The sequence below is a fragment of the Acinetobacter thutiue genome, from assembly GCF_030385805.1.
Taxonomy (GTDB): Bacteria; Pseudomonadota; Gammaproteobacteria; order Pseudomonadales; family Moraxellaceae; genus Acinetobacter; species Acinetobacter corruptisaponis.
This window is the reverse complement of record NZ_JAUDZE010000002.1, coordinates 509,188-523,169: the sequence shown is the minus strand read 5'-3', so window position 1 is coordinate 523,169 and position 13,982 is coordinate 509,188. Positions and strand designations below refer to the sequence as shown.

Genomic DNA, 13,982 nt, shown 5'->3' with positions numbered 1-13,982 from the left:
AATTTACTCCTCAGGCAACAAACGCTCTTTTTCCCAAAGGGATTCTATGGTTTCACGCTCACGAATTAAATAGGCCTGATCACCATTGACCATAACTTCGGCAGCGCGACCACGGGTATTATAGTTTGAACTCATGACAAAACCATAAGCACCTGCGCCCAACACAGCGAGAACATCATTTTCCTGAAGTGCCAAATCACGCTCTTTACCGAGAAAATCACCAGTTTCACAGATTGCACCAACCAAATCCCAAGTTTTTACTTCAACATCAGAATTTAGATTCACCGACTGAATATCCATCCATGCTTCATACAAGGCAGGACGAATCAGGTCATTCATTGCCGCGTCGATAATGGCAAAGTTACGGTGATTAGTTGGTTTGAGTAAATCCACTTTTGTTAACAACACACCTGCATTGGCAGAAATACTACGTCCTGGTTCCATATAGACTTTTAGGCCCAGTTTTTCCAAAGCTGGACGCATGGCATTGGCATACTCTGCCACGCTTGGCGGAGTCTCATCTTTATAACAGACCCCCAGACCGCCACCGATATCAATATGTTTGAGGCTAATCCCCAAGTTTTTCAACTGCTCAATCATTAAAATAACCCGATCAAGCGCATCGACAAATGGTTTGGTTTCTGTCAACTGTGAACCAATATGGCAGTCAATCCCGACAATCTCAAGATTCGGCAGTGAAGCTGCATATTGATAGGTTTCATTGACCGTATCGCTTGGAATCCCAAACTTGTTTTCTTTCAAACCTGTTGAAATATAAGGATGGGTTTTCGCATCGACATCTGGATTAACACGTAAGGAAATCGGGGCTTTTTTACCGAGTTTCGCCGCTACTTTCTGGATACGATCCAGCTCGGCATGCGACTCCACATTAAAACAGGCAATACCAACATTTAAAGCTTTTTCAATATCCGCTTCGGATTTACCTAAACCAGAAAATACAATTTTTGCTGGATCTCCACCAGCCGCAAGTACACGCGCTAATTCTCCACCCGTGACAATATCAAAGCCAGCGCCTAATTTTGCCAGAACATTCAACACCGCAATATTTGAGTTTGACTTCACCGCAAAACAGATTTGATGATCAATAAAATCAAAGGCACGGTGCATATCCAGATAATGCTTCTCAAAAGTTGTTTTTGAATAAACATATAAAGGCGTGCCGAATTGCTGTGCGAGCTGGTCCAATGAACATTGCTCAGCGTGCAATACCCCATTAATGCGAGTGAAACTCATGAAGATGTCCTTATTTACAAACTTAAGGTGAGGTGGTCTGTGATGGTGTTGCCTGACTTTCAGTATTTACATCAGATGAAGCCTTGGCCTGAGCGGCTTCATTTTTATACAGCAGGTATTTTGCGCGTTTGTCATGGTTTGGGTCAGATGGCAATTGCAACGCCCCTGACTGACCACATGCCGTGAGTAGCATACTGCTCAATAATAAACCGATGGAACAAATGACTTTAAGCATCTGAGCACCTAACTTTTACAATTCGGAGCAGTATAGCGTGATCATTAGATTGGCTAAAGTCTAAAACTATAAAAAAACGCCAGCGTTTCGCTGACGTTTTTAGAAAAGGATTCTGCTACTTGCTAGTTTTTCTTTTTATAAAAGAAATAACCAATTGCCAAAATAACGAACCAGATTGGGCTGACCTTTAACGATTCCAGCGTGGTTTCATCCAGCGCAAGGAAATAGATGGTTGCAAGGAAGAATAAAATCACCACCCAACAGGTAAACACACCACCTGGCAGTTTAAAAGTTGATTGTGCATGCAGTTCAGGTCTATTTTTGCGGTAGTTGATATAACTCCACATAATGATGATCCACACACAGATAAACAGGATGGTTGACAAAGTGGTCGCCAGAGTAAACGCTGTCACTTCATCATTGGTTCCAGTTTGCACTTTATAGATGAACTGTACAAATGCACCAATAAAGATACAGATTGATGAGAAGATCAGTGCTTTTGCAGGAACCGCCGATCTAGACAATGTACCGAATAATTTTGGTGCCTGTTGATCTGTCGATAAACCAAATAGCATACGACTGGTCGAGAATACCCCACTGTTCATAGATGACATCACCGAGGACAACACCACCAGATTCATGATAATTGCAGCAGAGGCGACACCTGCCTGTGAGAAAATATTCACGAATGGACTGACTTTAGGATTAATCTGGTCCCAAGGTGTCACACACATCACCACAAACAATGCCAATACATAGAAAATAATGATACGGATTGGAATTGAGTTAATCGCTTTTGGTAAGTTGCGCTTTGGATCCTGTGTTTCAGCGGCGGTTGTACCTACCAGTTCCACCCCAACAAAGGCGAAGATAGCAATCTGAAACCCAGCCAGGAAACCATCCAGACCTTTCGGGAACATACCTCCATGCGTCCAAAGGTTGGAAATGCTCGCAACCGTGCCATTGGTGCTGGTGAATCCAGTAAAGATCATCCATAGACCAACGGCGATCAACACAATAATCGCGGTGATCTTGACCATTGCAAACCAGAATTCCATTTCACCAAACAGCTTCACAGTGACCAGATTCAGCCCAAGTACAAATAGAATTGCAACAGTGCTGATCAGCAATCCACCCATTGGTGTAAAGGATTCACCGCCATTGAAAAATTCCAGATAGTAGATAATGGCAGAAAGATCGGCGATACCAATGGTGACCCAACACAACCAATAGGTCCAGCCCACAAAATAACCCGCCCAGGGACCAATTAAATCAGTGGATAAATCAATAAAAGATTTATAGTTCAGGTTGGATAAAAGTAGTTCGCCTAACGCACGCATGACGAAAAACACCATGATACCAATTAGGCCATAAATGAACAGAATGGATGGACCAGCCAAACTAATGGTTTTGCCCGATCCCATAAACAATCCTGTTCCAATTGCTCCACCAATTGCAATCAACTGTAAGTGTCGGTTGGACAAACTACGGTGCAGCCCTCCATTTTCACTGGATGACTCAAGAAACTCATTTGACATTGTTATATTCAACTCTCAGTTTTTATGTCACAAAATTAGCTTAAAAACTTTAACAATAGAAAAAGTTTTTGCAGATTTTCTTCAGATTTTTAAAATTTCAGGTTTTTTAGTTGCTTTTTCACTCAATTTTCCTCTCTTTCATATTTAAACTGGCATTCCTTGTGCGTAGCAGTTTACGTGCCAAACTTAAGTTTGGCGACTGTCTGTAGATAAAATTTGTATTTCGGATACGCTATTGCTACATTTTCAATAATTTTGATTGATCTATCACGTATCTTAAATATGAGCAAAGTTAAAACAGTTTATCGTTGTGAACAGTGTGGTGCTGATCACCCCAAGTGGGCAGGACAATGTTCAGAATGTGGTGAATGGAACAGCTTAACTGAGGTACGTCTAGAGCCAACAATTTCCCATCGTGCCCGCCCAAAAATGGGGGGGTATGCAGGTCAGGTCGCCAATATCACCACACTGAATCAAATTTCAGTCTCACGTGAAACCCGCCTTCCTACGGGAATCAGTGAATTTGACCGTGTGCTCGGCGGTGGACTGGTCACGGGTTCTGTGGTGCTGATTGGCGGTGATCCTGGTATTGGTAAATCGACCATTCTGCTTCAGACCGCAACACACATGGCAAGTAAGAAAAGCACTGCTCTATATGTCACAGGCGAAGAATCACTTTCTCAGGTGGCATTACGGGCACAACGCCTTGATCTTCCTACAGATCAGCTTAAAGTTATGGCGGAAACCTGTGTGGAACGGATTTGCGAGGTTTTGGCACAGGAAAAGCCTGTCGTGGCGATTCTGGATTCAATTCAAACACTCTATACCGAAACTCTACAATCTGCCCCAGGTGGTGTGTCACAGATTCGTGAATCTGCCGCCCTACTGACCCGTTTCGCTAAAAATAGTGGTACAGCATTGTTTATTGTGGGTCATGTCACCAAAGAGGGTTCACTTGCAGGCCCACGTGTTCTGGAACACATGGTCGATTGTGTATTGTACTTTGAAGGACAATCTGACTCGCGTTACCGCATGATTCGAGCAGTCAAGAACCGTTTTGGTGCAGTCAATGAACTGGGTGTGTTTGGCATGACCGATAAAGGCCTGCGTGAAGTCGCCAATCCATCCGCCATCTTCCTCAGTCGTTATGATGAAGCTATTCCAGGTTCAATTGTAATGATTAGCCGCGAAGGTACCCGTCCCCTGCTGGTTGAAGTACAGGCACTGGTGGATGATGCACACGGACAACCACGACGTGTGGCACTGGGTCTTGAACAAAACCGTTTGAATATGTTGCTGGCTGTGATGCATCGTCATGGTGGCGTACAAACTTCTGGTCAGGATGTCTATGTCAATGTGGTCGGTGGTTTAAAAATCACTGAAACAGGTTCAGACCTTGCCGTTTTACTGGCCTGTGCTTCCAGTCTACGAGGCAAGGCCTTGCCCCAACAATTGGCTGTGTTTGGTGAAGTGGGTTTGTCTGGCGAAATCCGTCCTGTTCCAAATGGTCAGGAACGTTTAAAGGAAGCTGCCAAGCATGGCTTTAAATATGTGATTTTACCAAGGGCCAATGCGCCACAGAAATCAGTTGAGGGCGTTCAAATCATTGCTGTGGCACGTCTACATGAGGCTTTGTCTGAGGCCATGCAGCTTAGTGATGAATTAGGCTAGGCTAAAACAGGCTTTGACATAAAAAAACATACTTTTCTGGTTGAAATTACGCATAAATACCTGCATAAATACATTTACAAATTGGATTTAAATAGGAATTTTCGATGCAAGTACACCAGCGTGGCTTGATGGCAGCTCTTTTAATGGCAACCTTGGTTGCTGCACCGCTTGCGGAAGCAAAGCGTGCAGGTGGTGGTAAAAGCCACGGCATGAGCAGATCTAGTTCATCTAGTCAGTCTTATAACCAGTCCTACCAACAACCACGTCAAGCAGCGCCAGCACCTCAACAAACTGCCCCTCAACGATCAGGTCCAGGTGTAGGTTCAATGGTTGCGGCGGGTGTTGCTGGTGCAGCAGTTGGTGCTGTGGCAGCTAATGCATTGGCAGATGACAAACCTCACAACCCAACCGCAACTGAGCAACAGGCTACAGATGCACAGGCAGCCCAAGCTCAGCAGCAAGAAGAAAAAGGCGGAATTCCAGGCTGGATCTGGGTACTTCTCGCCGCTGCCATTGCTTTCTTTGTGTTCCGTAAATTGGGCGCAAAAAAAAAATTAGCAGCTAACAACCCTTACGCACCAAACAATGGTGGTCAGAATAATTTTGGCCGCCAAACTCCACCTCAGGCCAATGCCCGTCAAACAGGTGACAATACCAATATTTTTGGTCAGTCTGTTGGTGGTGGTGCAGCCACTCAAGCGCCTTTTGGTGCGGCATCGATGAGTAGTGGCCATCAGCTTCCTGATGGTACTGAACCTGCTGCATTCCTGCGTGTTGCACGTCAGCGTTTCAACCACATTCAATCTGTCAATAGTGCAAGTAATGTTGAAGAAATTCGTCGTTATTTAACACCTGAGCTTTTTAATTCAATGTATCAGGACATCATGGCAAATCAGGATCAGGATGTTGCTGAATTTAGTAACCTGAATGCAATGGTGGCAGACACTGCAACTGAAAATGGTCAATATGTTGTCAGCGTGCGTTTTACAGGAACTGTAAGTGAAGACTTAAACAGCTTGCCACAACCATTTACTGAAATCTGGCATTTTGTTAAACCTGCTGGTTCACAACAGGATTGGGTTGTTGCTGGAATTCAACAGGCTTAAAAACCTACCAAATAAATAAAATGGCTACTTTAGGGTAGCCATTTTTTTGATTTGTCGTTTTTGTATATCTGCTTTATTTAGTAAAAAATTTATTTTCAAAACAGGATTTTTTCTAATTATAAAAGCTGAAACAATCCTACAAGACCTTAATTAAAAAGCATCACGAACGGCAACAATACCTCCATCTATTTTACCCGCAGCAACCTCCTCTTTATTTCCACCTTTATAAATAAATTTTTCTCTGTTATAAGAGTCAAAAAACCAACCTTTAGATTTATTATTAGCTTCATGATACCAAATTAGATCTGGTGTTCCAAATTGAAAACTAAAGTAATCACCCATTACAGCCCAACCAAGATTATTAATTTTCGCTGCAAGTGCTGTAATTTCATGCTCTGTTGGTAGTCGCCAGTCACTATATCCACAAAATTTTTCACTATTCATTTTTGCAATATAAGCTGTAGTATTACATAAGATTAAAGACTTTCCGCATGACTCTCCATACGGTGGCTTATTATCTATTATTCTTTCAGGATAGAACTCTGCTGGATCAGCATAATCACCATTACCCCATGAATATCTATAATCTTTACTTCTAAAGCCTACATTTTTATCTGAATAGTGAGATGTTTTTTCTAATTCCCACATTAACCCCGTCTTGTTATCCAATACACAGTCAGGGTCTATACGATCAAGCCAAGTATCAACTATTTTTTCTCCTTTCTTATTAAACTTGGTAAATTCTGTTGTATCTTTTGTTATACATGCACCATCTACCACTTTCTCATTTATCAGACATTTCCTTTCTTCTTCACAGACCCCATCTATAAGTTTTTCACCCACATCACAGATCGGTTCTACTTTTTTACAAACACCATTAACCAATGTTTCTCCAACATCACAGATAGGCTCTACTTTTTTGCAAACACCATCAACGATGTTTTCATTTGCCGCACATTTTTTCTCTTCTTTTTTACAAACACCATTGACTAACACTTCCCCTACTAAGCATTGTTTTGGCTCTTCTTTCACAGGTGGTGGTGTTTGCCATTCATCCAAATCTTTCCATTCATCTAACTCTTTTTTGGCAAAATTAAGGTTGTCAAAAGCCTGCTGATTATCAGAAATTACATTATCATAATCTTCTGCATTTCGCTGAAGAAGTAACATGCTCTTTGCCACAGCAACAATCACTGGCGTACAAGGTGGACATAAACCTGCTAGTAGATAGCCACCTAATGCCGTCACAAAAATTGATGATACATTCTTACCAGCATTAACTAATACTTTTTTAGCGACTTCCTCAACTTTTCCGTCTAAAGCATCTTCAACAATACCACAATCTAGTTCTCGGCTTTTAATAGGACTTCGAGCAGCCATAATTTCATTAAAAGTTGCTTTGCTTGTCGCAGAAATTGAACTAAACACTTGACTCACTGTTGAGCGTACAGACATATTTCTTTGCTCAAATTGTGATACTACGCTGTTGTATTCTTGGGTAATATCTTTCTTTTGTGTTTTATCAATTTGACCTTGTGAATTTAATGGAGCTAAATAGATTTTTCCTTCTTCATAAAAGTATGCAAAAGTACCTAAAACATTACCATTTAGATCAGATAATGTCTGATAAACGGTATCGTCATTTATTTGTTTGACCTCAACTTTAATATTTGATTTTGCATTCGATACGATTAGTTCATTAAAGTCATCTGAAAATAGAAAGTTAGTTCTACCATCATTATTTTCAACAATACCTGCCACTTGTTCCTTATCATAAAAGTACGAACTTTTATTTATACCATCATCAATATAATACGATGGTATCCCATCAATATTTGCACCATACAACTGATTCTGTTTGATTGGAGTTTTATCTAGCTGTGTACTTTGTCCCTTATCATCACTTGTTGAAGAACCATCTCCCCCACCACATCCAGTTACCATCATCATGGCACTAAATACAGCTGTATAAATTAACGAACGTTTCATAACTTTTCCCCACCAATAGATATTAATAAATATGCTAACTGAATCACATACTTTATAGACATTCCCAAATGGGAATATCACATCATAAAAAATTAAGATAAAATCAAGGCATAAATCATTTGATAGACTCAGTATGAGCAGATCCCCCTGCTATCCAATACGGGTCTATCAAATGATTTAAACATTAAGACAATTAAATAAAACAGATGAAATTAAATATGCTCAAACTCAAGCGTTACCCCCATCAACAACTGCATCAACTCAGTTTGGGAAGTACAACCCGTTTTGGCAAAAATATTTTTAATATAGACACGAATGGAACCATAAGTAATATCCATATGTTCAGCAATCTGTTCAAGACTCAAACCATTAACAAATAAATCACATACTTCCAGTTCACGTTTAGCCAGTTTATATTTTTGGACAAGATAATCTTTAGCTAAATATTGTGCTTGATTAGTTTGGGTCACAAAAATAATCGCCTGTTTTTGATGATACTGCGCCTCAGTTTCTGAAAAAGGTAAAATACTGAGCATTAATGAGCTATCATTATCATCATAAAGTGCCAATACTCCACCTGCTTCATTATTCAGATCATCATTCTCAAACAAGGCACTACGTATAAGCTGATTTAATTTTTCCTGAAAAATCTTTAAGGTCTTTAAACTATTGTTTTTATCCAGTTCCAATATAGATGACTTTTCAAATACTTTCTTTACAATTGCATTGGCATAACATAAACGGTAATCCTGATTTATTAAGATTACTCCTATTTTAAAACGGTCCAATACTTGGTAAATATTCTTCTTATCTTCCTGCAATATTGTCATCTGACGGTAAATCTGTAATGCACGACGTAAATGTACCCCTAAACGCTTTAATATTTTTTCCTCCTGTTCGCTATATTCATCTAGTTGAGGCGAACGATGTACCGCAAATACCGCCCAACTATAGGCACTTCGCTCCAATAAAACTGCCGCTACATGGCTGACATTGGTGGGTTTTGCACATTTTTCATAAAATAGAAACTCATCTGTTTCCGCAGGCATGGCAGCATAATGTGCAAATGTATTCAGTACAGTATCGCCCAATGCTTTTTCTGCCCAATAAGGTGCATGTAAACGCATATCCAGTACTTTGACCTGTTCATCCTGATAGGCCTGCATACTTTCAGGCGGTATATTGTGGGTAAAGACAAAATCATAATTGGGACTTAACTGGTCTGTTGCAGTAAAAATCGCCGTGGTACTTCCTGTAAAATCAACAATTTCCGTTAATACATCCTGCCATAAGGCTGGGTTTAAGGCAGCCTCATAGATCATGCCAATCACTTTATTTTCTTGTTCAGCCAACATCCGTGTATCCCCCGAGTTAAATCGTACACAGGTTCATGCTAACTGAGTCACACAAAATACACATATCCTCATTTAAGGATGTTTTAAGCAAAATTTAAGCTTTCGCTGAAATAAAATTCTACTCTGGCTTAATATGAGCTACGGATACTCATGAGTAACTGCATCAGTTCCACCTGAGAACTACAAGGCGTTTTTGCAAAGATATTTCTAAGATAGGTGCGTATCGAGCTTCGGGTCAATCCCATTTGCTCTGCAACCTGTTCCAGATTCATGCCATTCACAAACAGGTCACAAAGCTCTAGTTCTCTTTTGGTCAGATTATAGGTTTGTTTTAAATATTGATGATTTAAATGATATTTTTGCTTATTCTCTTGTTCATCCCTTAATGCCATTGGCGCATCATCAAAACTCAGCATCACCAAGGGGCGAATACCAAAAAATGACATTTCTTTTTCAGAAGCCAGTAAATTGATTGTGCAGGATAAGCTATGCTCTGTTTCTGTAATTAAAAACTTTATGTCCTTATACTGTTCTAACTGTGCTTGCTTGTATCGAAATGCCTCCTCAATTTGATAAAGCTTTTCTAAAAACTGAATCTGATCTTTTTCAGGTAAAGTCAATCGCTGATCAATGACCTGCACACATTCATTTTCTTCCAAGAAACCAAGCATCACTGGATTGTTGTGCACAACCTGCCCAGACAAATTCAGCAGCATAATTGGCTGGTTGAGTTTATCAATCAGGTTATAGCCAACGATATTATCCAGGGAAAATTCATATAAATGTCGCTGTGCCATAACAATACGCTTTAAATGTGGCAATAAGCGATCCAGAAATTCCAACTCCTGTGGATTCAGTGGCTGCCGTTGCTGTGAGCTACTCACGCTCCAGAACACGCATAGCTTTTCATCCAGAATCAGTTCATGGGTTGCCACATACCTTAGACCATAAGGCAAAAGGATTTTCTGATATAAATCAGAATTTTCCACAAATTCTTCAGGTACATGCGTATGGCATTGATACCAGCCCTTTCGTTCAGGGTCCAGAAATTTCCCCCAGCGTGGGTCTGCCTCAGTTGGATAACGCAGATAATCCAATTCAGCCGAGGCATACGCCTCTAATGGCAGTGAACCAACACCATTGCTAAAGGACAATACATTATAAGAAAAGTCGATGGCCTGAATATGCACATAAGACACATTCAAGATTTTAAGTAATTCTTTGGAAAAGTTAAACCATCCATCTTTATTTAGGGGAATCTGATAAATCAGCTCACATAATTCATTATAGTAATTTTCAAGTAAGTCCATTACATTTATGTATCAAGTTTCATTCCCTTATCACCATATTGTATTTAATTTGTTATTTCAAGTATTTAAAATACATCTCTACAAAACAGGATAAAAAAAGCCATTCCCTATACAGGGAATGGCGGAGTGTAAAGGTAAGCTACCCAGTCATGTGATTCCATTAAAATGGAAAATCCATCACTAGATTATCATTCTTGTTATCTTAATAGATAAACCAGTCTAAAAACCATTCCTCATCTGGGGAATAATTTTTAGATCAGACACATTAGAATGTATAACCCGCGTTTACCATAAAGCCTTTTAGGTTATTGTCCGCGTAGGTGTAGGTAAATCCAACACGGTATTCATCAATCCATGCTTTTGGTTTTAGGTTTTTAAAACCAATCGAGCCAGAAAGATCATGCTGGAAATCAGAATACAGTTGAGCGCCATAGAAATCTGTTCTTGCATACTGCAACTTGGCAATCAATGGACTGCCTGCAACTGTTTTATGCAGGACATGGCTATACTCCACCCCATTACGGAAAATGGTGTTTTGCAAGTCATAACCACTGTCAAAATCACCCACTTGCAGCGCATCCGTTTTATAGTAAGAAATCATGTTGATGATAGAGATATTGGAATGCTCAGTGATTGGGAATTGGGCGTTGCTGCTTAACCCTCCACCATAAATCAGTGCCGCTGTACCAAAATCCTGTGATCCTGTTGCACCAACACGGACCTGTGGCATGAGATACCAGGTCATTGCATCATTTGAAGTCACCTGGAAGTTAAGGCCTACCCCAAGATTCAGGCTGCCAGAAAGTGCATCTTCTGTATCCACCAGGGTAATTGGCGCATCAATCACCAAACCCATTTTTTTGGAGTCAAACCAATGTGAATAAGCCAATGGCAGGTTATAAACATTGAGACCATAGCCTTGTTGGGTATAGCGGCCAAAACGCGGCATCATTGAAAAACTGGAAGATGACTGGTCTTTTAAGCCGAATGCCTGATTGGTTGCCATGTCAGATAAACTATCTGTCATTGAAACAGCCATATTTGAAAGCAAGCTGGTTGGGTTGCCTGCAACTGGGTCAATTGGTGAGTTCTTTACCCATTCCTTGGTTAATGCCTTTAACAGGTCTTTATCCATGCCTTCCAGCGCATCAACAAATTTTTCCTTACTTTCCTCGCGGGTTGCACCCGTATAGCTACGCTCAATACCTAAAGATGGAATCTTGAAAACCAAGGTAGATGAGTTCTGGGCATAACTGATGTTGACAGGAACACTACGCAAATCAAGTTTTGCATTCACTGCTGATGTATCTGAATAATTTGGGAATATTTTACGCATATTTTCAGATTCATACTGATCGGCAACATTCAGGATCTTGTTATAGCCAATCATCTGGGTCACACCATCCACCTGCACTTCAGCAGTGAAGATATCTTTTGCAAATACTGAACCTGTTCCCATCACAGCAATTGCTAGACCCGTTGTCCAAATCTTGATATTCATTTAACCATTCCCCCGAATGAATCCGTTTCAAAAAACAAATATTTCAACTGGTAGATGGTATGTTATTTTTTGTTAAAAAAACATTCCTCATTTGAGGAATAGACTTTTTATGTTTTATCAGATAAAGCAATGCAAAACAGGTAATTGGATCAAAAAAAAGCCTTGCTGAAGCAAGGCATTTAAAATATTAGATTCAATTCTTTGTAATCAGGACACGAACTGGAGGAACAACCAATATAATCCACCTGAGATTGCAATCGTTGCTGGCAAGGTAAATATCCATGCAGAAAGGATTGTTTTCACTGTCGCAAAGTTCAGCCCAGACTTGTTGGCAACCATCGTCCCTGCAACCGCGCTGTTTAAAACGTGGGTTGTGGATACAGGCATACCCAAGCCATCAGCAGCAGCAATTGTACTCATCGCAACCAGTTCAGCCGACATCCCCTGCCCATAGGTCATGTGGTTCTTACCAATACGCTCGCCTACAGTCACCACGATACGTTTCCAGCCCACCATCGTACCCAGACCCAAGGCCAAGGCCACCGCAACTTTCACCCAGTTCGGGATATATTGCAGGAATGAATCCAGGTTACCACGGTATTCTTTTACAACTTTTGCCTGATCCTGACTCATCTCAGGTAAAGCCTCAGCCTTATCCAGACGCTTGAATGTGGTGGTACTTAAGTACATATCATTACGGATTTCACTTACCGCTGCCTCTGGAATGGCTTTCAAGTCACCATAATTGGCAACACGCTCACCCAAATGTGCAGTCATGCTGGCAAGTGCAGGCACAACCTCAGGTGTCTGTTCTTTGGTCTGGATGTATTTGGTTAGCACATCACGTGCTTTGGCATCTGTCAGCTCATTTTGATTGACATTAAGCACAGTCGCTGTTTGTACTGAAAGTTGTTCAAATGACTGTAAGTGTTTTGCATCAAGATTCTTGTTTAAAGAATACGCCAACGGCACCAAACCAATCAGAATCAACATGATCAGCCCCATACCTTTTTGCCCATCATTTGAACCATGCGCAAAGCTTACACCTGTACAGGTAAAGATCAGAATGGCACGAATTAATGGTGGTGGTGGCTTGTTGCCTTCTGGCGGCTGGAACAGTTCTAGTTGACGCTTAAAAACTGTTTTTACCAATAAAAAGACAATAGCCGCAAAGGCGAAACCAATCAGTGGAGAGAACAGTAAGGCCTTACCGACCTTAATCACCTGATCCATATCTATGCCAGATGCACCACCGTTACTCGAATTTAGAATGTAGTTCATAATACCTACACCTAAAATCGAACCAATCAGGGTATGTGAACTTGATGCTGGAATGCCCAGAAACCAGGTCCCCAAATTCCATAAAATTGCGGCAATCAACATGGCGAACACCATGGCAAAACCAGCCCCGCTTCCCACATTCATAATGAGTTCAACAGGAAGCAAGGCAATAATACCGTATGCAACCGCACCACTCGCCACCATAACTCCAAGGAAGTTACAGAAGCCCGCCCACATGACAGCCACAGGAGCAGGCAATGCATTGGTGTAGATCACCGTCGCGACAGCATTTGCTGTATCGTGAAAGCCATTGACAAACTCAAAGCCCAGCGCAATAAAAAGTGCCGTTGATAGAAGAATAACTGAATATAAACTTAATGGTGGAACATGCGCCAAATCAGCGCTCACCTGAAAACCAATATAAATAAGTGTTGCAATAATAATTGTTAAAAACACCGGCATAAAGAATTTCGGTGTAGGAACATGCACATTCGTCGATTTTGCCTGTGAACTGGCAAGCGGTGAATCCGAAACAGGAGGAAGATTAGAATTCATGTATGACGGCAAGAGGATAATTAAATCCCCTGTATTGTTTAATTAAATTATGACAATTATATGACAAAGGACTGTCACATGAAGCCAAAATTTCATAGTTTTGTCACATTTTCTGGGATTTTATTAGGACAATCTCACTATTTTTTAAAAAATTAATTATTAAAAACAGCATGTTAATAAAAATAAT

General features: G+C 40.7%; 10 protein-coding genes. 2 read left to right on the top strand and 8 right to left on the bottom strand.

Annotation, left to right across the window (positions count from 1 at the left end; all coding sequences use genetic code 11):
* Positions 1-3: 3 nt before the first annotated feature.
* The 3 genes from lysA to QTA56_RS08425 all read right to left on the bottom strand — a co-directional run bounded on the left by lysA (position 4) and on the right by QTA56_RS08425 (position 3,027).
* Positions 4-1,254 (bottom strand): diaminopimelate decarboxylase, encoded by a 1,251-nt coding sequence (gene lysA / locus QTA56_RS08435; RefSeq protein ID WP_267980513.1) that lies wholly within the window; start codon positions 1,252-1,254, stop codon positions 4-6.
* Between the two features lie 22 nt (positions 1,255-1,276).
* Positions 1,277-1,489, bottom strand: a complete 213-nt coding sequence (gene lptM / locus QTA56_RS08430) for an LPS translocon maturation chaperone LptM (protein WP_267980511.1) — start codon at positions 1,487-1,489, stop codon at positions 1,277-1,279.
* 122 nt (positions 1,490-1,611) lie between these two features.
* Positions 1,612-3,027, bottom strand: a complete 1,416-nt coding sequence (locus QTA56_RS08425) for an amino acid permease (RefSeq protein ID WP_267980510.1) — start codon at positions 3,025-3,027, stop codon at positions 1,612-1,614.
* Between the two features lie 282 nt (positions 3,028-3,309).
* Between QTA56_RS08425 and radA the strand changes: the two genes are divergently transcribed.
* Together radA and QTA56_RS08415 are read left to right on the top strand one after the other, a co-directional pair.
* Positions 3,310-4,698, top strand: a complete 1,389-nt coding sequence (radA, locus tag QTA56_RS08420; RefSeq protein ID WP_267980509.1) for a DNA repair protein RadA — start codon at positions 3,310-3,312, stop codon at positions 4,696-4,698.
* A gap of 104 nt (positions 4,699-4,802) precedes the next feature.
* Positions 4,803-5,804, top strand: a complete 1,002-nt coding sequence (locus QTA56_RS08415; protein ID WP_267980507.1) for a Tim44 domain-containing protein — start codon at positions 4,803-4,805, stop codon at positions 5,802-5,804.
* Between the two features lie 150 nt (positions 5,805-5,954).
* Here the strand turns inward: QTA56_RS08415 and QTA56_RS08410 are convergent, their stop codons facing one another.
* The 5 genes from QTA56_RS08410 to QTA56_RS08390 all read right to left on the bottom strand — a co-directional run bounded on the left by QTA56_RS08410 (position 5,955) and on the right by QTA56_RS08390 (position 13,795).
* Complete coding sequence (locus QTA56_RS08410; protein ID WP_267980505.1) at positions 5,955-7,793, bottom strand: Lcl domain-containing protein; 1,839 nt, start codon at positions 7,791-7,793, stop codon at positions 5,955-5,957.
* 212 nt (positions 7,794-8,005) lie between these two features.
* Entirely contained in the window at positions 8,006-9,148 is a 1,143-nt protein-coding gene (locus QTA56_RS08405) for a helix-turn-helix transcriptional regulator (protein ID WP_267980503.1), read from the bottom strand.
* 128 nt (positions 9,149-9,276) lie between these two features.
* The gene (locus tag QTA56_RS08400; protein ID WP_267980502.1) at positions 9,277-10,458 is read right to left on the bottom strand and encodes a helix-turn-helix transcriptional regulator; all 1,182 of its coding nucleotides are present in this window, start codon (positions 10,456-10,458) and stop codon (positions 9,277-9,279) included.
* 265 nt (positions 10,459-10,723) lie between these two features.
* Positions 10,724-11,959: a hypothetical protein gene (locus tag QTA56_RS08395; RefSeq protein ID WP_267980501.1), complete on the bottom strand. Its 1,236-nt coding sequence runs from the start codon at positions 11,957-11,959 to the stop codon at positions 10,724-10,726.
* Positions 11,960-12,166: 207 nt separating this feature from the next.
* The gene (locus tag QTA56_RS08390; RefSeq protein WP_267980500.1) at positions 12,167-13,795 is read right to left on the bottom strand and encodes an inorganic phosphate transporter; all 1,629 of its coding nucleotides are present in this window, start codon (positions 13,793-13,795) and stop codon (positions 12,167-12,169) included.
* Positions 13,796-13,982: the final 187 nt, after the last annotated feature.